The organism is Clostridium chrysemydis (genome assembly GCF_015234215.1).
Taxonomy (GTDB): domain Bacteria; phylum Bacillota; class Clostridia; order Clostridiales; family Clostridiaceae; genus Clostridium; species Clostridium chrysemydis.
In genome coordinates this window covers 97,640-119,644 of the sequence record NZ_JADEKP010000005.1, presented here as the reverse complement: position 1 = coordinate 119,644, position 22,005 = coordinate 97,640, and the positions used below count along the sequence as shown (strand labels likewise).

18 protein-coding genes are annotated in these 22,005 nt (G+C 30.9%); 12 read left to right on the top strand and 6 right to left on the bottom strand.

The window, feature by feature from the left end:
- Position 1 precedes the first annotated feature (1 nt).
- The 6 genes from INR60_RS13255 to INR60_RS13230 all read left to right on the top strand — a co-directional run bounded on the left by INR60_RS13255 (position 2) and on the right by INR60_RS13230 (position 9,245).
- Positions 2 to 679 carry a helix-turn-helix domain-containing protein gene (locus INR60_RS13255; protein WP_194191985.1) on the top strand — a complete coding sequence of 226 codons (678 nt, stop codon included), beginning with the start codon at positions 2 to 4 and terminating at the stop codon, positions 677 to 679.
- Between the two features lie 106 nt (positions 680 to 785).
- A complete protein-coding gene (locus INR60_RS13250; protein ID WP_194191984.1) occupies positions 786 to 4,250 on the top strand; it encodes a S8 family peptidase in 3,465 nt (1,154 codons plus the stop codon).
- Between the two features lie 61 nt (positions 4,251 to 4,311).
- A complete protein-coding gene (locus tag INR60_RS13245; protein WP_194191983.1) occupies positions 4,312 to 5,568 on the top strand; it encodes a peptidoglycan-binding domain-containing protein in 1,257 nt (418 codons plus the stop codon).
- 100 nt (positions 5,569 to 5,668) lie between these two features.
- A complete protein-coding gene (locus INR60_RS13240; RefSeq protein ID WP_194191982.1) occupies positions 5,669 to 6,748 on the top strand; it encodes a CdaR family transcriptional regulator in 1,080 nt (359 codons plus the stop codon).
- An 89-nt stretch (positions 6,749 to 6,837) separates the two neighbouring features.
- Entirely contained in the window at positions 6,838 to 8,094 is a 1,257-nt protein-coding gene (locus tag INR60_RS13235; RefSeq protein WP_194191981.1) for a GntT/GntP/DsdX family permease, read from the top strand.
- Positions 8,095 to 8,123: 29 nt separating this feature from the next.
- On the top strand, positions 8,124 to 9,245 hold the full coding sequence (locus INR60_RS13230; protein WP_194191980.1) for a glycerate kinase family protein: 1,122 nt from the start codon (positions 8,124 to 8,126) through the stop codon (positions 9,243 to 9,245).
- Between the two features lie 43 nt (positions 9,246 to 9,288).
- Here INR60_RS13230 and INR60_RS13225 read toward each other — a convergent pair whose 3' ends face one another.
- The gene (locus INR60_RS13225; RefSeq protein ID WP_194191979.1) at positions 9,289 to 10,347 is read right to left on the bottom strand and encodes a YkvI family membrane protein; all 1,059 of its coding nucleotides are present in this window, start codon (positions 10,345 to 10,347) and stop codon (positions 9,289 to 9,291) included.
- 134 nt (positions 10,348 to 10,481) lie between these two features.
- On the opposite strand from INR60_RS13225, the gene INR60_RS13220 reads away from it, so the two are divergent.
- The 4 genes from INR60_RS13220 to INR60_RS13205 all read left to right on the top strand — a co-directional run bounded on the left by INR60_RS13220 (position 10,482) and on the right by INR60_RS13205 (position 13,944).
- Positions 10,482 to 11,576 carry an outer membrane protein assembly factor BamD gene (locus tag INR60_RS13220; protein ID WP_194191978.1) on the top strand — a complete coding sequence of 365 codons (1,095 nt, stop codon included), beginning with the start codon at positions 10,482 to 10,484 and terminating at the stop codon, positions 11,574 to 11,576.
- 72 nt (positions 11,577 to 11,648) lie between these two features.
- Positions 11,649 to 12,575 carry a tRNA modification radical SAM protein MnmL/YtqA gene (mnmL, locus tag INR60_RS13215; protein ID WP_194191977.1) on the top strand — a complete coding sequence of 309 codons (927 nt, stop codon included), beginning with the start codon at positions 11,649 to 11,651 and terminating at the stop codon, positions 12,573 to 12,575.
- Between the two features lie 71 nt (positions 12,576 to 12,646).
- Positions 12,647 to 13,360, top strand: a complete 714-nt coding sequence (locus INR60_RS13210; protein ID WP_194191976.1) for a 2-phosphosulfolactate phosphatase family protein — start codon at positions 12,647 to 12,649, stop codon at positions 13,358 to 13,360.
- Between the two features lie 38 nt (positions 13,361 to 13,398).
- Entirely contained in the window at positions 13,399 to 13,944 is a 546-nt protein-coding gene (locus INR60_RS13205; protein WP_194191975.1) for a DUF1643 domain-containing protein, read from the top strand.
- A 41-nt stretch (positions 13,945 to 13,985) separates the two neighbouring features.
- On the opposite strand, the gene rbr is transcribed toward INR60_RS13205, so the two are convergent.
- The 3 genes from rbr to INR60_RS13190 all read right to left on the bottom strand — a co-directional run bounded on the left by rbr (position 13,986) and on the right by INR60_RS13190 (position 16,239).
- Positions 13,986 to 14,576 carry a rubrerythrin gene (rbr, locus tag INR60_RS13200; RefSeq protein WP_194191974.1) on the bottom strand — a complete coding sequence of 197 codons (591 nt, stop codon included), beginning with the start codon at positions 14,574 to 14,576 and terminating at the stop codon, positions 13,986 to 13,988.
- Between the two features lie 211 nt (positions 14,577 to 14,787).
- Complete coding sequence (locus INR60_RS13195; protein ID WP_194191973.1) at positions 14,788 to 15,966, bottom strand: class I SAM-dependent rRNA methyltransferase; 1,179 nt, start codon at positions 15,964 to 15,966, stop codon at positions 14,788 to 14,790.
- A 51-nt stretch (positions 15,967 to 16,017) separates the two neighbouring features.
- Entirely contained in the window at positions 16,018 to 16,239 is a 222-nt protein-coding gene (locus INR60_RS13190) for a (2Fe-2S)-binding protein (RefSeq protein ID WP_194191972.1), read from the bottom strand.
- 165 nt (positions 16,240 to 16,404) lie between these two features.
- Here INR60_RS13190 and INR60_RS13185 point away from each other — a divergent pair, with 165 nt between their 5' ends.
- Complete coding sequence (locus tag INR60_RS13185; protein WP_194191971.1) at positions 16,405 to 17,637, top strand: NAD(P)-dependent oxidoreductase; 1,233 nt, start codon at positions 16,405 to 16,407, stop codon at positions 17,635 to 17,637.
- Between the two features lie 44 nt (positions 17,638 to 17,681).
- Here INR60_RS13185 and INR60_RS13180 read toward each other — a convergent pair whose 3' ends face one another.
- Complete coding sequence (locus INR60_RS13180) at positions 17,682 to 17,825, bottom strand: hypothetical protein (protein WP_194191970.1); 144 nt, start codon at positions 17,823 to 17,825, stop codon at positions 17,682 to 17,684.
- Between the two features lie 164 nt (positions 17,826 to 17,989).
- Positions 17,990 to 18,214 (bottom strand): (2Fe-2S)-binding protein, encoded by a 225-nt coding sequence (locus INR60_RS13175; protein WP_374707707.1) that lies wholly within the window; start codon positions 18,212 to 18,214, stop codon positions 17,990 to 17,992.
- Positions 18,215 to 18,805: 591 nt separating this feature from the next.
- Between INR60_RS13175 and ileS the strand changes: the two genes are divergently transcribed.
- The gene (gene ileS, locus INR60_RS13170; protein ID WP_194191969.1) at positions 18,806 to 21,925 is read left to right on the top strand and encodes an isoleucine--tRNA ligase; all 3,120 of its coding nucleotides are present in this window, start codon (positions 18,806 to 18,808) and stop codon (positions 21,923 to 21,925) included.
- Positions 21,926 to 22,005: the final 80 nt, after the last annotated feature.

Below are 22,005 nucleotides of genomic sequence, written 5' to 3'. Positions count from 1 at the left end.
CTTGAGTAGAGTTGGAAACAAAATAAAAGAAGCTAGACTTAAAGCGAATATGCCTCAAAAAGTCTTAGCAAAAAAGCTAGGTGTTTCTGAAAAATATCTAAACGATGTTGAACTTGGAAGAAAAGTAGTTCAAGAATCTTTTATAACGAGAGCATCTAAGGTATTAAATACAGATTTAAATGATATCAGTATGGTAGTTACTGATGAGGACTTAATGAATGAAAGAAGAGAATTAGAAAAAAGCAAACCTAAAGTTAAAACTAAAATAGAAAAGGATGCTGTTTGGGAAAATGCATTTTCAAGTGTATTAAAAAATGTTCCTATCTACGATTATTCTTTAAGAAAAGCATTAAGTTATAAAGAACTTCCTATTCATTCAAACAAAGTAGAAGGATATGCTCAAGATAAAGTACTTTATTTAAAAGTACAAGATGATGAGATGTCTGGATTTAGAATGATAGAAAATGATTTAGTTTTCGGTCATCTAGTAACAGAGATGAATGGAAATGGTTTTTATCTTATAAACTACAAAGGTGAAAATAAAATAAGAGAGCTTAGAAGACTTGATAGTGTTAAGGTTCTAGTTATGAGTAATGGGGGAAGACCTATGACTGAAACTATGAACGTACAAGACATTAATGTAATAGCAAAGCTTGATAGAGTTGAAATAATACTTTAATAGAAAAAACATCTAAACAAAGGTTTAGGTGTTTTTTTATTTATCGCAAAATTATTCTTTAAATCATATTATATAAGGTTTAAAAATAAATTTTGGAGAAAATAATATGAAAAATAAATTAGGTGGATTTTTAAATATCTTAAAGGACATAGATAGAAATCTTGCAGAAAAGATTAATTTGTTTCCAAATAAACTGATAAATAAAAGCGAAATTGAAGTTGTTATAATAAGTGGGGATAATGTGAATAAAATAAAAGAAAATGTGGATAACTTAGGGGGAAGGTATGAAGATTTAGGTTATGGATATGGAATAGTTAATATTCCTGTGGATAAACTTAGAGAATTAGAGAGTGTTAGAACTATTCAATATATAGAATTACCTAAAACTTTGTATACTAGTGATTATGAAAGCAATCGTGCTATTTGTGTACAGCAAGCTCAAAGTACTTTTGATACATTAGGAGAAGGTGTAGAAGTTGGATTTATTGATACTGGAATAGACTATATGCATCCTGCCTTTAGAAACTTAGATGGTACTACTAGGGTAGATTATATTTGGGATTTAAGTTTAGGTGGTAAAGTATTTGATAAAATCAAAATAAATGAAGCTATTTCAAAAGATGATACTAGTATAGTTCCATCTTTTGATTTGATTGGACACGGAACTCATGTAGCGGGGATAGCTTGCGCTGGTGGAAATATTCCTGTAAATCAGTATGGAGTAGCTCCTAAATCATCAATTATGATGGTAAAGGCAACTAGAGGAAAGTTTACTATAAGTACTCAAATAATGAGAGGAATAAAGTTTTTAATAGATAGATCTAAAGAATTAGATAAACCTTTAGTTATAAACATAAGTTTAAGTACTAATGATGGAGCCCATAACGGTTCATCTCTTTTAGAAAAATATATAAGTACAGTTTGTGATTTAGAGAGAGTAACTATAGTTATAGCGGCAGGAAACGAGGGTAGTGCAGCTCATCATGTAGGTGGAATTCTGAGGAATTCACAAAATATAGATATAAATGTAGCTAGTGATGAAAAATCAATAGAATTAGAATTATACCAAGAGGTTTTGCCGGATTTAAGTATTCAAATAACTGCACCAACAGGTAAAAAGAGTGAGGTTATTATATTAAAAACTGGATTAAATGAAGGGGTAGTAGATGGGAATAAGATTATTGTGTATGTATCTGGACCTAAACCTTTTGATTTAGTAGGAGAAGTTATAATCAGTATAGTTTCAAAAGGAGAGTACTTAACAGAGGGAACTTGGAAACTAACTTTAAATGTAATAAACGAATATAAAGGAAATTATGATATTTGGCTTCCTATTTCAGAAGGGCTTAATAAAAATACTAAGTTCTTAGCACCAACTATTGAAAATACTCTTGGAATACCAGCTACAGTTAGCAATGTAATATCTGTAGGAAGTTATAACAGTATTACAAATAGTATATCACCTTTTAGTGGACGAGGAAGTATATTTAGAGGAGTTAAGAAACCGGACATAATAGCGCCAGGTGAAAATATCAGTTCAACTATTCCAGATAGAAGCTTTGATTCTAAGACAGGAACTTCTATGGCGGCTCCTCATATTACAGGGGTTTCAGCACTTTTTATGGAATGGGGGATAGTTAAGGGAAATGATAAATTTTTGTTTGGTGAAAGGCTAAAGCACTATTTAGTAAAGAGTGCTAAGAGAAATAGAAGAGATGAGATATATCCTAATATAATTTGGGGGTACGGAACAGCTTGTGCTTACGATTCCTTTGAACTCTTAAGAGAAGATTTAAACTTGCCACAAAATAGTATGAGATCTGATGAAAGGCTAAGAAAAATAATAGAGTACGCAGGTGATATAAGTGTAGTTACAGAAAAATATCCAGAAATAAAAATATATGATTTAGATGACAAAATTGCCGTTATAGATTATCCAGATAGTTTAGATATAGAAAAGATTCAAACTGAATTTAAAAATAGAATAGTTTATGTTGAAAATTCACCGGTATATACCTTAAACGAAATATCACCAGTTGAAGCATCGGGGGCTTACCTTTTTAATAATAATCCTTATTTAAATTTAAATGGTAGAGGAGTTTTAGTTGGAATAATAGATACAGGAATAGACTTTTTAAGTAGTGAGTTTATGAGAGAAGATGATACCACAAGGATAGAGTCTATCTGGGATCAAAGCGTAGAAGATTCTAATAATAAAAATTCACAGATGTTTGGGTCTGTTTATAGTAAAGAAGATATAAATGAAGCTATAAAATTAAAATCATCAGGAGGCGATCCATATCAAAAGGTAAATTCTAAAGATTTTATAGGACACGGAACTGCTGTAGCTGGAATAATAGGGGCTAGAGGGATAAACAAAGAAATAGCTGGGGCAGCACCTGATTCTGATTTTATTATAGTAAAGCTTAAAGAGGCAAGTAAAAGGTATCAAGAGGATTTTGGACTAGATTCTGTGGGTGAAGGAAGATACGAAAATACAGATATATTACTAGGAATAAGATATATTTTTGAAGAAATAAGAAGGATAAAAAGGCCAGCTATAATATATGTTCCTTTAGGGACCAATATAGGTTCCCATGATGGAAGTGCTATGATTGAAAGATATATAGATGAATTATCTAAGATTAGGGGACTTGCTATAGTTACTTGTGTAGGAAATGAAGGAGACTCAGCAACTCATACTAAAGGAGTTTTAGAAAATACAAGTGATAACAAAACTATAGAACTTAGTGTTGGTAAAGGACAGAGGAATTTAAATTTTGAAATTTGGTTTAGAAAACCAGATAAGGTATCCTTATCTATAATATCTCCATCAGGTGAAATTATAGAAAAAATACCAGCTAAACTAAAACAAACTGAAGAAGTTAGATTTATTTTTGAAGGAACTACTATGAATATATCTTATGTTATACCAGAGGAAATAACAGGAGATGAAGTTATTAAAATTAAAATAAAAAATTTGAAAGAGGGAATATGGCAATTTAGGTTATTTGGGGACTATATAGTTGATGGAAGATATGATTCTTGGATTCCGCAAAGAGTATTATTAGACCCTGAAACAAAGTTTCTAAATCCAAGTCAATATAATACAATACAAATACCAGCAACAGCTAGAAAAACATTAGTATCTGCTTATTACAATCAAAACAATAATGCTACTGTAGGTCAATCAGGAAGAGGATATACAAGAGATGGAAGAGTAAAACCTGATATAGCTGCAGGTGGTATAAATGCAAAGGTATTAGCACCAGGCGGGGGGGTAAATGTCGCTTCAGGTTCTTCTATAGGAGGAGCGGTATTTGCAGGATGCGCAGCTCTTTTAATGCAGTGGGGGATAGTTGAAGATAACGACCCTAATATGTACTCAACTAAGCTAAACACATATATGATTAGGGGAGCTAGAATGAGAGAGGGAGATATGTATCCAAACAGAGAGTGGGGATATGGAATGCTTGATATGAAGGGAATATTTGATAATATTAGAGCTTCTAGTTCAAGAAACAATTCTGAATACAAAGTTGGTAACTTATTTATAAGAAAACCATTATAATCACAAAACTAAAGGTTAAGCATAAGATGTCTATAAGATAGAAATGTTTAAGGAGTAAAATATGGCTCAAAAAGGAAGACTTAGAGTTCAGTGTTTTGATGGTGAAAGTTATATACCTATTGAAAATTGCAAAATAACAGTTATACCCGAAGTTACTAGAAAAAATGTAAAGAAAAAATTAATGAGGTCAGTAGAGTTAGTTACAGACTCATCAGGTTCTACAATAACTATAGATTTAGATGCACCACCACTTGATTATTCTCAAAAACCAGATGGAAGTATTCCGTATAGTTTATGTGATATAAAGGTGGAAAGAGAGGGATATAATCCTCTAACTATTGAAGGGTGTCAGATTTATCCAGAAGAAACTGCATATCAAAAATGTAATTTAGAAGCTACAGGAAATAGAGCGACAAGAAGCGATATTATAGTTATACCACCAAACAGACAAGTTGGAGACTTTCCAAGTAAAATCCCAGAAGAGGTTGATAAACCACTTCCACTACCTTCAAGTGGGGTAGTTTTACCAAAACCTGTTGTTCCAGAATATATAATAGTTCATGAAGGAGGACCAAATAATACAAGCGGAAAAAATCATAAAGTTTTATATAAAGACTATATAAAAAATGTAGCATCTAGCGAGATATATTCTACTTGGTCAGAAAATACTATAAGAGCAAATGTATTTTGTATAATTTCATTTACATTAAATAGAATATATACAGAGTGGTATAGATCTAAAGGAAAGAATTTTCAAATAACTAATTCTACTGCATACGACCACGCATTTACTAATGGAAGAAATGTGTATGATAATATTAGTGATATTGTTGATGAAATATTTGCAACATATGTAAGAAGGATAGCTAGAAAGCAACCTCTTTTAACTCAATATTGCGATGGGAAAAATGTAAAATGCCCAGAATGGTTAAGTCAGTGGGGAAGTAAGGATCTAGGAGATCAAGGGAAAACACCTTTTGAAATATTAACCTACTATTATGGAAATAATATAGAACTTGTTACAGCAGAAAAGGTTACTGGAATACCTGAATCTTATCCAGGATATAACTTAACTATAGGTTCAAGAGGAGAGCCTGTAAAAGAAGTTCAAAGGGAATTAAATAGGATAGCTAGAAATTATCCTTTAATTCCAAAGGTTGCAGTTGATGGGATTTATGGAGAAAAATCAGCACAGCAAGTTAAAGTTTTCCAAGGTATATTCGGATTAAATAAAACTGGTGTTGTAGACTATAAAACTTGGTATAAGATTTCAGAAATATATGTAGGAGTTACTAGAATAGCAGAATTAAAGCAATAAAAAGTTAAGCCTTTGTAGATATTAATCTATGAAGGCTTTATTTTTAAAGAGATATACTTAGTATATAATTAGATGTATTAAGTGAAGGTGGTGTTTAAAAATGCTTAGCAGAAAATTAGCTTCAGATATTTCAAAGAAAATGATGGAGATAATACCGTATAACGTAAATATAATGGATGAAAAAGGTGTGATAATCGGAAGTGGTGACTCTAGTAGATTAGGTAGAGTTCACGAAGGTGCTTTAGAAACACTAGAACAAAAAAGAAGCATAGAAATTGAGAAAGAAAACGGGGGAACGAAGCCTGGGGTTAACACACCTATATTTTTTAGAGGAGATGTTATAGGTGTGATTGGAATAACAGGGAAGCCTGCAGAAGTTAGGCAATTTTCTAAAATAGTATCTATAACAGCGGAACTTTTAATTAATCAAGAGTATTCTTTAAATGAGTATTTGATTGAAAAGAAATTAAAAGAAGAATATATTTACGAATTGCTTTATTCAGACAAAGAATATGATGATGATTTTATTCAAAAAGGAAGAATGCTAAATATAGATATATCAAAAAAAAGGTTTGCTATAGTTTTAAGGTATGAAAAAGAAGCAGAGGAAAAAATTAAGAAAATATTAGATAAAAAGCTATCTAAGGATGAGTTTTTTATAAATATAGGGTCAGATAGAATAGCATTAATTTCTGTTTGCGATTATGAAGATGAATATAGAGGTAGGAAGATTTTAAGTTATTTAAAAGATTTTGATATAAAAATTGGAGTTGGAGAAGGGCTAAAGACTATCCATCATTCCTTTATACAGGGAGTAAAAGCTTTAAATATAGGAGAAAAACTTAAAGGTAGAGAAAATATATTTTTCTATAATAAAATAAAACTATTTTATTTTATGGAAGAATTTTTTAGAAAAGATGATAATAAAGAAATAATTAAAAGACTAAAAAGAGAAGATAAAGAACTTTTTTATACCTTTATTACATATTTTGATATGAATGGTGAGAAAAATAATACAGCAAAGAAACTTCATATTCATAGAAATACTCTAAGCTACAGGTTATCTAAAATCGAAGAAATAACAGAACTCAGTTTTGAAAACTACATTGATTTATTTCAATATCTGTCTAGTTATATAGGATATAAATTAGATGATATTTGTGCAAATGAACAAAAATAAACACTGTAAATCGTTATAAAAACGATGAAAATGTTTACTTAAACAATTACAATAAATAATGCAATTATTAAACGATTGGAGGAATTTAAGTGAATATAACAGTAACAGCTTTAGGAGCTATAGTAGCATTAGTAGTTACTATAGTATTAATAATAAAAAAGGTTCACCCAGCATATGGCTTAATTTTAGGGGCAGTAGTTGGAGGTTTAGTTGGAGGCGCAGGTCTTACAGGGACAGTTACATTAATGATGGATGGCGCAAAAGGTATGATTCCGGCGATACTTAGAATTTTGACAGCTGGTGTTTTAGCAGGTGTTTTAATTGAATCTGGAGCAGCTGCTAAGATAGCAGAAACTATCGTAGAGAAGATAGGTGAATCGAGAGCGTTAGTTGCACTTACTTTAGCAACTACAGTTTTAACTATGGTAGGTGTATTTGTAGACGTTGCAGTAATAACTGTATCACCTATAGCACTTGCTATAGCACAAAGATCAAACTTAACAAAAACAGCAATACTTATAGCTATGGTAGGTGGAGGTAAGGCAGGTAACATAATGTCACCTAACCCAAATACTATAGCAGCTGCAGATAACTTAGGAGTTCCATTAACTTCAGTTATGCTAGCAGGTGTAATTCCAGCTATTTTTGGAATTATAGTAACTTGTATTATATCAAAAAGATTAAAAGCTAAGGGTAGCTTAGTTAAAGAAGAAGAAAAGATGAAAGAAATAGAGGATATGCCAAGTTTCTTTGCATCTATACTAGGACCGGTTGTGGCAATAGTTTTATTAATGCTTAGACCTATTGCAAATATAGCTATAGATCCTCTTATAGCATTACCAGTAGGTGGAATTATAGGGATAATAGCTATGGGAAAAGTAAAACATTTAAATAGTTATGCTACCTTTGGATTAGCTAAGATGTCAGGGGTTGCAATACTTCTTATAGGGACAGGAACATTAGCTGGAATAATAGCAAATTCGGGTTTAAAAGATTTAATAATAGAAGGTGTAAATATGATAGGCCTTCCAAGCTTTGCACTTGCACCTATTTCGGGAATACTTATGTCAGCTGCAACAGCATCTACTACATCAGGAACAGCAGTTGCAACATCTGTATTTGGACCTACTATTGTAGGGCTTGGAGTAGCACCACTTGCAACGGCAGCTATGATTCACGTTGGGGCTACAGTTTTAGACCACTTACCTCACGGAAGCTTCTTCCATGCAACAGGTGGTAGTGTAGCTATGGAAATGAATGAGAGACTTAAACTTATACCATATGAATCATTAGTAGGTTTATCAATGACTATTGTATCTACTATAATATTTGGATTTATTTTATAAGAGAATTATAGATAGGAGAGTAAGAAATTATGAAATTCGTATTAGCACCAGATTCTTTCAAAGAGAGCATGACTTCAAAAGAAGCTTGCGAAGCTATGGAAAGAGGAATAAAAAAGATATATAAAGATGCAGAATGTATAAAAGTACCTATGGCAGATGGTGGAGAAGGTACTGTGTGTGCATTAGTTCAAGCAACAAATGGAAAAATGTATAAAGCTACTGTGAAAAATCCTTTAGGGGAAGAAATAGAAGCAAACTTTGGGATGCTTGGAAATTCTAAAACTGCGGTTATAGAAATGGCAGAAGCTAGTGGGATAGAGCTAATAGGAAAAGAGTTAAGAAATCCTATGATAACAACTACTTATGGAACAGGAGAAATAATTAAAAAAGCCTTAGACCTTGGAGCGAATAAAATAGTTATAGGAATAGGTGGAAGTGCTACAAACGACGGCGGAGTAGGAATGGTTCAGGCCCTTGGAGGAAGTTTTAAAGATAAAGATGGTAACGAAATAGGTTTTGGAGGAGGAGAACTTTCAAAAATCCAAACTATAGATGTTTCTAATTTAGATAAAAGACTTAAAGGTATAGATATAGAAGTTGCATGCGACGTAAGTAACACCCTATGTGGAGAACTTGGAGCATCTTATATATTTGGTCCTCAAAAGGGAGCAACCTTAGATATGGTTAAAGAATTAGATTATAATTTAAACCATTATGCAGATAAGGTATATGAAACTTTAGGTAAAGATATTAAAAATATAAAAGGTTCAGGAGCGGCTGGAGGGCTTGGAGCCGCACTTGTTGGATTTTTAGATGGAAAGCTTAAAAGAGGAATAGAACTTGTTATAAAACATACAGACCTTAGAGAAAAGTTAAAGGGAGCTGATTACCTTTTTACAGGAGAGGGTAGTATAGATTCACAAACTATATTTGGGAAAACTCCTATGGGAGTTTCAAAGGAAGCAAAAGATTTAGGCGTAAAATCAATTGCTTTTGGAGGAAGAGTCCTTGAAGGTTCAGAAAACTTATATGAAGTTGGAGTAACTGCAATTTTTGGAATAACTCCAGGAGTTATAACTTTAAAAGAAGCTTTAGAAGATGGAGCTAAAAATTTAGAGAGAACTGTAGAAAATGTGGTTAGATTATTATAACTATTTAAAAAGGATGTTGAAATTAAAATTCAACATCCTTTTTTTACATGATTTTTCTGTTTTTAAAATAAAACCATATACATTGGCATATAAAAGTTAAACTAAGTAAACCAAATATAGGATATAGAGTAGTTATAAGATTTCCAAATCCTATTAATGAAATAGGGAAAGCTATAAATAATACTAAAAAGATCCCCTTTTTAAATGGCACTTTAAAAGTTTGTTCTAATGATTTACCTATTGAATATACATCTGAAACTTCAGTTGAGAACATTTCTAATAGTATTACCATAAGTAAAAGTGCTTGTATAACTGTACTAAATCTATTTGCTACAAATAAAAGTGGAATTTCGAACTGATATATTTCAGGTTGATTAACCATAAGTAAAAGGTTTAGCATTCCACAAAGGATTGCTAAAAGTATTGCACCTAGTGAAACACCTAAAGTCATAGTTCTAGATTTTTTTATACTTGCACTAAGAGGAACTAAAACACCAGAACAACAAAGTATATTATAGCCACAATAAAGTATAGTAGATACCACTATGCCACTTTCTTTTTTTGGAACTATACTCATTAAATTTGTTATAGATATTGATTCAGGTGCTTTAAAAATATATAACAAAGTTATAGTGGTTATAGTAACTATAAGAGTTGGCACAATTATAGAGTTAATTTCTATAAGCCCGTTTGTTTCTCTTAAAAGAAAGAAGGCTGAAATTGTAATCATAATTAAAGTTCCGATTACTTTTGGAATATCAAAAAACTGATGAATAAGGGCGCCACTACCAGCTAGTATTATAGATGCACTAGATATTAGATAAAACGTAGTTGTAATACCTGTTATCTTTCCAAAAAAGTTAGGGCTTATCTTGTGAATCATATCACTATAGGATTCTAAATTATACTTTATACTTATTTTGCAAATAATTCTTCCCATAAAAACATAAAATAGTCCGCAAAATATTATTCCGATAAAGCTATAAATTCCAAATGTCGTAAAAAACTCAGTAATCTCCTTTCCAGAAGCGAGTCCCGCACCAACAATAGTTCCTATAAAGACTGCAGCTATCTGAAAAATCTTTAAAATTTCTCTTTTCAAAAAATATTCCTCCAAATATTAATGCTATATAACAAATATATAGTTACATAATTAGAATTATTCTACTATATTTTGAATAAGTGGATTTTAATAAGGGAAACTATTATAAAAGAACTATTGATAGGTGGGATATTATGAGAAAAAGAAAATTCTTTTTATGTATAGTTTTATTATTATTGTTTGTTGTAGGCTGCTCTAAAGGAGTAGGAAGTGGAGAAGAAAATATAGACTACTTTAGAGCAGATATTGCTAAAGAAAAAGCGTTAGAGTATATGGGCAGGCTACAAAAAGGCGATTTTGAAGGAGCTAAAGATATATTATCTCCTGAACTTGCTTCAAAATTTGACTTTAAAATAGGAAAAGGGCTTAGTATAGCTTCCTTTGTACCAGGGATGATCACAGAAACTGGCAATAGCGTTTATATAGAAATATATGTTTCTAAGGTAAATAAAGAAAAACCAAGATGTGATTTAGATAAGTATATTTTAAAGGTTTCAAATATTAAAGGAAATGAATATAAAATAGAAGAAATTAATAGTAGCAACGTAAAAGAAGTATTCGTAAGGGGTGAAGAACTTAGGATGGTTACAGCAGATACAGGAAGTAGTGATGTAATTCTTAGAATGAAGGATTTGCCTGTTGAGATATTTCCAAAGGAAGATAGGATAGGGGTGCAAAAAGATAATGTACCTAAAAATAAATTTGAAAACTTAGGTATAAGTTATTCTGGAGGAAGGATAGCTTTCTCTACAACTAATGGTAAAGACTCATTTTTAGGTTTAGCACTAATTGAAGATGCTAACGTAACTATGGGAAAAATTTATTCAGGAAAAGAACTTTTAGAGGAGTCCCCTGTAGATGAAGACTCTTTAAGAAAAGTTTTTGAAAAACCTCTTGCACAAAAAATAATTGGTTATGATATCTTAAAAGATACGGAAATAAAAGAGATGTTTTTTACAGAAGAGGAAAACGAATTACTAGTTCAGTATAGTAAAAGAGGAAAGGAGTCATTAGGACTTAAAATTTATAAAAATCCAAATGGAACTCCTAGCGAAATAGATTTAGAGAGTATATTCCCTTTAGATAAATACAGTATTAAATTTTTTGATGAAATTAAATCCTACATAATCATAACTGTAGATAAAGCAAAGGGGGCTAAAGATATATCTCAAGAACTTTTAGGTCAATATATTATAGACGTAACTGAAGACACTATAGATAAAATATAATTTACAGAAATAAAACTTAACTTATGATATTATAGGTATAAAGATAACAGATGAAAATATTTGGAGGAATAAATGAAAAAGGAATGGAATGGTAAAAGATATCATAATTTAAATTATTTCCTTAGAGAAAAATTTAAAGAAAAAGTATTTAAAATTTCTTTAGATGGAGGGTTTACTTGCCCTAATAGAGACGGCTTTAAGGCTACTGGAGGTTGCCTTTTCTGTAGTGAAAGTGGATCTGGAGATTATGCTGGAAATAAGCTTTTATCAATAAGTGATCAATTCGATAACGTTAAAGAAATGATGAGTAAAAAATGGAAAAGTGGAAAATACATAGCGTATTTTCAAGCATACACTAATACGTATGCTCCAGTAGAAGAACTTAAAAGAAAATACAAAGAAGCTATAAGTAAAGAGGGAGTAGTAGCACTTGCTATAGCTACTAGACCTGATTGTTTAGATGATGATATTTTAGATTTAATAGAAGAAATAAGTAAAGATTTATATGTTTGGGTAGAGCTTGGACTTCAAACAGTTTCTGATGAAACTGCAAGAAAAATAAATAGAGCATATAAATTAGAAGTATACGAAGATGCTATAAAGAGATTAAAAGAAAGAAATATAGATTTTGTTACTCACTGTATATTTGGATTACCTGGAGAAACAAAAGAAGATATGATTAAAACTATAGACTACGTAGCTCACACTGGATCTAAAGGAGTTAAGTTTCACTTACTTCACCTTATGGAAAACACAGCTATGGTTAAGCTTTATGAAAGAGGCGAATTAGAATTCTTAAGTCAGGAAGACTATATAGATTTACTTTGTGAAGCTGTTATGAGAATACCTCAAGATATGGTGGTTCACAGACTTACAGGGGATGCACCTAGAGAACTTTTAATAGGACCTATGTGGAGTCTTAAAAAATGGGAAGTTTTAAATGCTATAGATAAAGCATTTGAAGACAACGATGTTTATCAAGGTAAAAAATTTAAATAAAAATTTTAAGGGTTATCGCTAAAGTTTGTTGTGATAACCCTATATTAATTTAAAATAAAGGCGGGATAGATATGAAATTAGATGTTATTGTTTCACCAGAACATATAAATAAAGAATACATAAAAGATAAGGTAGTAGTTGTAATAGATATGCTTCGTGCAACAACTGTTATGACTACTGCTTTTATGAATGGATGCAAGGAAGTTATACCTTGCCTTACAGTAGAGGATGCTTTAGAAGAGGCAAGTAAATTAAAAAGAGAAGAGTATATTTTAGGTGGGGAGAGGAAAGCACTAAAAATAGAAGGATTTGATTTAAGCAACTCTCCTTTAGAATACACAGAAGAAATAGTAAAAGGAAAAACAGTTATAATGTCTACTACTAATGGAACTAGAACTTTAACTGACTGCAAAGATGCTAAGAGAGTATTTGTTGCATCTATGCTTAACGGACAAGCTGTCGCAAAAAAATTAGTAGAAATAAATGAGGATGCAATTATAGTAAATGCGGGGACAAATGGTAATTTTACAATGGATGATTTCATTTGTGGAGGTTATATAATTGATGAAATGTTAAAGCTTACAGGAAAAATTGAATTAACTGATATAGCTAAAACTAGTAAGTATATATATGAAAATAATAAGGATATAATTAGCTTTATAAGCGGAGCTAGGCATTATGGAGTGATGAAAGAATTAAATCTTTTAGAAGATGTTTCGTATGCTATTAAAAAAAGTGTTACAAATATTGTACCAGAATACAAGGAAGGACATATTATAAACTAAATTAGATAATTAACAATAATAATCAAGGGGTATATTGTATGGTTAAATGCATGTATACAAAGACTATAAAATGTAGATGTATAGATGTTTTTGAGGATGAGAAGTATGAAAGACAATATATGATTAATATGAAGGTAAACGATTCTGGAAAAGTAATATTAATAATTACAAATCATCCTAGAAGAGTGAATGAGAGCTTTTGTAATAAAATTATAAAAAGGGTTTTAAAATATTTATCTTTAAAAATAAATAAAAAAGATATAAAAGAGATAAATATAGTAAACATACTTTCAAATTACGATATAACAAACAAAAATTTATCTGATGAAGAGAATAATAAATATATTTTAAAAGCTATTAAAGAATCAGATGTTATTATAGCAGCTTGGGGTAAACCTTTAAGAAAAGAAGCTTTAGAATTTATAGATACTATAAAAAGTATATTAAAATCTATAAGAAGCGAAATACTTTTAAGTTCTAAAAGAAAAGTATTTTTAAAAGTTGGAGATTCAAGTAATTTTGGATATCCAAAGCATGTACTTGCTTGGAATTATGATGATGAATTAAAAAATTATTTTAACTAAAAAAGACCACTGCAAATGCAGAGGTCTTTTTAGGATAGTTTTTAATAAGTTTCTTTCCATACTTCGAAGTATGCTTGAGGGTGTAAGCAAGCTGGACATCTAACAGGGGCTTCAGCACCTTCAAATATAAATCCACAGTTATCACATTTCCATAAAGTGAATTTATCTTCTTTTTTAAATACAGTTCCATCTTCTATATTTTTAGCTAATGCTCTATATCTTTTTTCGTGTGCTATTTCTGCAAGAGTAATCATTTTAAATGCAGATGCTATTTCAGGGAAACCTTCTTCTTCAGCAACCTTTGCAAATGTAGGATAAAGGTTTGAGTTTTCATCGTGCTCACCTTCAGCTGCGAAGATTAAGTTAGTTTTTGTATCACAAGGTAATTCTACTGGATAAGCAGCATTTATTTCTATTGATTCTCCATTAAAATCATCTTTTAAGAATTTGTAGAATCTTTTAGCATGTTCTTTTTCATTTTCAGCAGTTTCCATAAAGATATTTGAGATTTGTACAAATCCTTCTTTTTTAGCTACGCTTGAGAAATATGTATATCTTGTTCTAGCTTGGCATTCTCCAGCGAATGATTTCATTAAATTTTCAGCAGTTTTTGTTCCTTTTAAACTTTTCATTTTAACTCCTCCTAATTTAGAAATAATCATTAATTACAAATCTGAATAAAATTATTAATTAATAATTATTTTCCATTAACTTATGACTTTATTATAGTCCTAGAACAGAGTGAAATCAATGTATAAAATGTAAATAAAAAGAAAATAAAAGCATAAAAAAAGCCCATTAAATCCCAGAAAAAACACCTAGGATTTAATGAGGTTATTAAAGTTAAATTACTTGGAAAACAAAGAATTTTAAATAGTATGATTCATCAGAGTTCCAAAGGATTGGGTGGTCTGATGATTGAGTTCTAAATTCTATTTGTCTTAAAGTTCTATGTGCATCGTGCGCTGCATCGGCTATAGTTTTTCTAAGTAAGTCTTCTGCCATATAGTGCGAGCAAGAGCAAGTTACGAAGTAACCGCCTTCTTTAACCATTTTAAGACCTCTAAGATTAATTTCTTTGTAACCTCTAGTTGCACCTCTTACAGTATCTCTTGATTTAGTAAAAGCAGGAGGATCTAATATAACAACGTCGAATTTTTTACCTTCTCTTGACCATTCTCCTAGTACATCAAAAGCGTTATGACATTCAAATTTAACAGTATCTTGTAAGTTGTTAAGCTTTGAATTTATAGTAGCACAATCAATAGCATGCTGTGATACATCTATTCCTAGAACTGATTTAGCTCCGGCTATACCTGCGTTTAAAGCAAATGAGCCAGTGTGAGTAAAGCAGTCTAAAACGTCTTTATCTTTACATATTCTGTGAATTGCAGCTCTATTTTCTTTTTGATCTAGGAAGAATCCAGTTTTTTGTCCGTTTGCTAAATCAACTATGTATTTAACGCCGTTTTCGATTATTTCTATATCCGTATCAAACTCTTCTGTTAAGAATCCTTTTCTTTGCTCTAAACCTTCGATTTCTCTAGTTTTTAGATCGCTTCTTTCGTAGACTCCTTTAGCTCCGTATTCATCTACTAATAGTTTAACTATTATATCCCTGTATTTATCCATACCTAATGTAGAGATTTGAATTACGTAGTAATCTTCAAATTTATCTACAGTTAAACCAGGAAGAAAATCAGCTTCTCCGAAGATAAATCTGCAAGAAGAAGTATCTATTACAGTTTTTCTGTAATCCCAAGCGGATTTAAATCTTTTTTTGAAGAAATCGTAGTCTATTTCTTCTTCTATATCTCTAGTCATTATTCTGATTGCAATTTTACTTGCATCATTTATATATCCTTTACCTACAAAGTAATGTTTATGATTATAAATCTCTACGATATCTCCGTTTTCATATTCACCATCATATTCTTTAATTTCATCAGTATAGATCCAAGGTCTGCCTTGTTCAGCTTTTGCTTTTTTGCTTAATTTATGTAAATAGAATTTACTAGCCATTTAATTAGCTCCCTTCATATATAAGTCGTTTAAGATTATAACATAAGATTGTTATTTTAAATTTTCTATTTCTTCACTCAAAATTAAGTCTATAACTTTAAGTAATTTAAAAGTACAAGCTGCACCACTACAGATACCCGTTCCAGAACCAGTTGAAAGTTTTATATCATTTAAAGTTTTTGAACCGTTTTTTATAGAATTTCTAATTTCTGCTTTAGAAATACCTCTGCAAGTACAAATAATTATTTTATCTTCTGAAATATTGTTATTCATTATTCTCTCCTAAAAAATAAAAGTTAACTATATTTAAGCATTAAAAAAGCTTTAAAGCAATTTATCTAAAATGTATTAAATAAATAATATCTCTTGTATTTTATTTAGATAGGTTATATATTATAAAAAAGGTTTTTACTAATGACTAATAGTAGGAGGAATAAAATGTCAATATTTTTAAAAGAGGAAGCAAATAGATGTCTTTTATGCAAGAAGCCAAGATGCAAGGAGTTTTGCCCGATAAGTACAAATATTCCAGAGATAATAGAGCTTTATAGAGAAAATAAAATAGATGAAGCTGGAAAGATTTTATTTGAAAATAATCCATTATCAGCAGTTTGTGCCATAGTTTGTCCTCACGAAGATCAATGTGCAGGTAACTGTATAAGAGGAATAAAAGGCGAACCGATACATTTTTATGAGATAGAAGAAGAGATTTCTTTAAAATATTTAAGAAGTGCTAAATTCCACAAACCAGAAGCAAATAGAGACAGAATAGCTATAATTGGCGGAGGGCCAGCTGGAATAACTATAGCTTTCATATTAGCTAAGAGAGGATTTAAAGTAACTATATTTGAAGCTCACGATAAAATAGGAGGGGTATTAAGATACGGTATCCCAGAATATAGACTACCAAATACTATAGTTGATGATATATCAAAACAATTAAAATCATTAGGTGTAAAAATAAGACCAAACACAATGATAGGACCGGTTATAACTTTAGATAGATTATTCGAAGATGGTTATAAATCAGTATTTATAGGAACTGGGGTTTGGAACGCTAAAAAGTTAAATATAAAAGGTGAAACTTTAGGTAACGTTCACTATGCAATAGATTATTTAAAAGCACCAGAAGTATATGATTTAGGAGCTACAGTTTGCGTTATAGGAGCTGGTAATGTTGCTATGGATGCAGCTAGGACTGCAAAGAGAAACGGTGCAAAAAAAGTTTATGTAGTATACAGAAAAGGCTTCGAGCAAATGACAGCAACTAAAAAAGAAATAGAAGAAGCTAAAGAAGACGGAGTAGAATTTATGTTATTTAAAGCTCCTCTTGAGTTATTAGACGACGGAATAAGAGCTGTAAAAACAGAAAATGAAGAAGTAGATGGAAGAATAGTTACAAAGACTATAGACGGAAGCGAAGAAATCATTAAATGTGATTCTACTATAATAGCTATAAGTCAAGAACCTAGATCTGTTATAGTTTCAAGCACGAAACAATTAGAAACTAACAAATGGGGACTTGTGATAACAGATGAAGAAGGGCGTACAACAAGAGAAGGTGTGTTTGCATCTGGAGATGTTGTTACAGGAGCTAAAACAGTAGTTCAAGCTGCAGCCCACGCTAAAGTAGTTGCAGATGCTATAGAAAAATTTTGTGAAGAAAACTAATTAAAAAATAAAACGCTACGCCTTAAATTTAGGCGTAGCATTTTTTACTTCATAGGGTTTTTATTAGTTGAAGTCCATTGATTATCACCTGCTGTTTTTTTCTTTCTATGCTCTGCGCCAGTTATATTAGGGTCAGTTGGCGTAGAAATCCATTGGTTGTTACAAGCTGATTTCTTTTCACCTGTCATTAAAAGCACCTCCTTTAAATTGTATAAGTTTAGTTTTTGTAAAATCATTTATAAAATTCTAGGAAAAAAATGCAAAGAAAAAAGATGTGAGGGGGTAACATCACATCTTTTTTAAAACAGTGGTCAATTTTATAAGTTATTTTAAATTCTAATAATGTTTAGAATTAGAACTCGCCATTTTCATGATCTTCTATTAATTTTTCAATTTTCTTTTTGCATCTGAAGCCATGACAGCACCCTGTAGCAGCACCAGTTTCTTCTTTTACTTTATCTAAAGTATTAGCTCCGTTTTTGATAGCTAATTTTATTTTGTCTCTAGTTATTGCTTTACAAATACACACTTTAGTCATTTTATCCATAACTTCTGCATTAACATCTTTATTTTCCAAAGTTTTGTCCTCCTACTTTTAAAAATTAAAAACCGTAGTACGTTATTATATATATTTTTGTTTAGTTATTTTTTGAAATTGATTGTTATGAGATTAGTTTATCACTGAGATAATTAAAAGTCAATACTAAATAATAATAATTATTGGTTATTATTTAGTTTTTTATAGTTTTATGTATAATTGACTTTTTAAAAGGCATACTATATAATGGTTTTTAATAAAGACTATGATTAGGAAAAGTAATTAATAATATTGTTTTATAGAGAGCAGCTGTTTGGTGTAAAGTTGTAACAAATATTAGTGAAAATCACCTATGAGTTGGTGACTGAAAGGAATTTTCTTATTAAGTTTACCCGTAATCTTGCGTTAAAAGATAGAGTATTATATTGTACTTGAATTTAAAATTAGAATTTAGATAGAAAGAAAACTATTATAATAGTTCTAATTATTATACCAATAGGTGGTATAGAAAGTTGTTACTTCGTCCTATAAGTTTAGGGTGAGGTTTTTTTATTTTATAAGGAAAGTAAGACTTAACATTTTATATAGAGTTTTATTAATTTTAAGCAATCAGGAAAGGAGTTTTTTTACATGTACAAAAAAGTTGAACTTACAAATGGATTTGTAGGGATGGAAAAGCAAATCTCAGATATGTGGGATGCTAGAAATGTAATAAAAAAGAACTTTGATTTAAATCAAGGTGGAGAATACTTCACATTCTACGATGGACCGCCAACAGCAAATGGTAAACCACACGTAGGACATATCTTAACAAGGGTTATGAAAGATATAATCCCAAGATATAAAGTAATGAAGGGTTACCAAGTTATTAGAAAAGCTGGTTGGGATACACACGGTCTTCCAGTTGAACTTGAAATAGAAAAGAAACTTGGAATTTCAGGTAAAGAACAAATAGAAGAGTACGGTGTTGATAAATTCGTACAAGAATGTAAAGATAGCGTATTCACATATGTTAGCATGTGGGAAAAAATGACTAAGCAAATAGGTTACTGGGTAGATATGGAAAACCCTTACGTAACATACCACAATCCATACATAGAATCAGTATGGTGGGCGTTAAAACAAATGTGGGATAAAGAACTTTTATACAAAGGTCACAAAGTTATGCCATACTGCCCTAGATGTGGAACTGGTCTTTCATCACACGAAGTATCACAAGGATACAAAGATGTAAAAGATTTAACAGCTGTAGCTAAGTTTAAAGTAGAAGGAGAAGATAACAAGTTTATATTAGCTTGGACTACAACTCCTTGGACATTACCTTCAAACGTAGCATTATGTTTAAACAAATCTTACACTTATATAGAAGCTAAAGTAGGGGATGAAACTTATATTTTAGCTAAAGATTTAGCTCCAAAAGTTCTAGGAACAGAAGGAGAAGATTTTGAAATAGTTAAAGAGTTTAAAGGTGAAGAATTACTAGGAATGAAGTATGAGCAATTACTACCATTCCACAAACCAGAAGGAAGAGCATTTGAAATTATCCACGGTGATTTCGTAACACTTTCAGATGGTACTGGTATAGTTCATATCGCACCAGCATACGGTGAAGATGATAGCCTTGTAGCTAAGAAAAACAATATGGCATTTATGAACTTAGTTGATGCAGCTGGATGCTTCGTAGATGAAGTAACTCCTTGGGCTGGTAAAAACGTTAAAAAATGCGATCAACAAATTTGTGATTACTTAAAAGAAGAAAACAAATTATTTAAAGCAGAGAAGCACACTCACTCATACCCACACTGCTGGAGATGTGATACACCACTTCTTTACTACCCTAAAGATAGTTGGTTTGTAGCTATGACTACTTTAAGAGATAAGTTACTTCAAAACAACGATAAAATTAACTGGTTACCTGACAACATAAGAACAGGTAGATTCGGTAAATTCTTAGAAAATGTTATAGACTGGGGTATCTCAAGAGATAGATACTGGGGAACTCCACTTCCAATATGGGAATGTGAATGCGGACACAGAGAATGTATAGGAAGCATCGCTGAATTAAAAGATAAAGGAATCGATGTTCCAGATGATATAGAACTTCACAAACCATTTATAGATAAGATAAATTTAACTTGTGAAAAATGTGGAAAGCATATGACTAGAACTCACGAAGTTATAGACTGTTGGTTCGATTCAGGATCAATGCCATTTGCACAACATCACTACCCATTCGAAAACAAAGAGTTATTCGATCAAAACTATCCAGCTCAATTTATTTCAGAAGCTGTTGACCAAACTAGAGGATGGTTCTACACATTACTTGCAATTTCAACTGCAATATTTGATAGAAACCCATTTGAAAACTGTATAGTTTTAGGTCACGTTCTAGATAAAAAAGGCTTAAAGATGAGTAAATCAAAAGGAAACGTAGTAGATCCATTTGAAGTATTAAACTCACAAGGTGCAGATGCTACTAGATGGCATTTCTACACTGCAAGTGCTCCTTGGCTTCCTACAAGATTCTCAATAGATGATGTTGGAGAAGCAGGAAGAAAGTTCTTAAGCACATTATGGAATGTATATTCATTCTACGTTTTATATGCTGATTTAGATAAGTTTAATCCTAATAAGTATGCTGATTTCGTATCAGAAAACGTAATGGATAAATGGATTTTATCAAAATTAAACTCACTAATTAAGAGAGTAGAAAAAGGATTAGATTCATACGATATAACAGGTTCAGCTCTTGCAATTGAAGAGTTTACTGATGAATTATCAAACTGGTATGTAAGAAGAAATAGATCAAGATTCTGGTCATCAGAACTAACTGATGATAAAATTGGAGCTTACGTAACATTAAATAAAGTATTAATTACTTTAGCAAAAGTTGCATCTCCATTTGTACCATTTATAACAGAAGAGATATATCAAAACTTAGTAGTTAATTTAGATTCTAACGCTACAGAAAGTATTCACTTATGTAAATGGCCAGAACCAAACAATGAAGCTATAGATAAAGAGTTAGAAAAAGAAATGGATTTAGCTTACACAATAGTTAAACTTGGAAGAAGTGCTAGAAACGGTGCTAATGTTAAAAACAGACAGCCACTTTCAAAAATTCTAGTATCAACTGATTCAATTCCAAATTACTATGGTGATATCATAGCAAACGAATTAAACATCAAAGATATTGAGTTTGGAGCAGATCTTTCTAAATACGTTAACTTTGAAATAAAGCCTAACCTACCAGTACTAGGAAAAGCTTATGGTAAGTTAATACCAGGAATAAGAAAAGAAATCGCATCTAGAAACCAAATGGAATTAGCACAAAAAATCCAAAACGGTGGAACAGAAGTGATAAATGTTTCAGGAACAGAAATTACTTTAGATTCAGATAGCATTCTTGTAACTATGCAAGGACTGGAAGGTTTTGCATTTGCAGGTGAAGGAGAAACGGGAGTAGTTCTTGATACTCATATTACAGATGAATTAAGAGAAGAAGGTCACGTAAGAGAAACAATTTCAAAAATTCAAAATATGAGAAAAGAAAAAGGATTTGAAGTTGCAGATAACATCAACCTTTATGTAGCTGGAAATGAAATGCTTGAAGAAGTAATTAAGAAATTCCAAGATACAATTAAGAAAGAAACTTTAACTAAAGAAATCATATTTAATGGTGAGTTTGACTACACAGAAGTAACTATAAACGGTGAAAAATTAAATATGACTGTAGAAGTTTTAAAATAGTATGTTATATAAAGGCTAGGGACTCATTTCTGGGTGAACTAGCCTTTTTTCATAAAATTATGATAAAATCGCAAAAATTG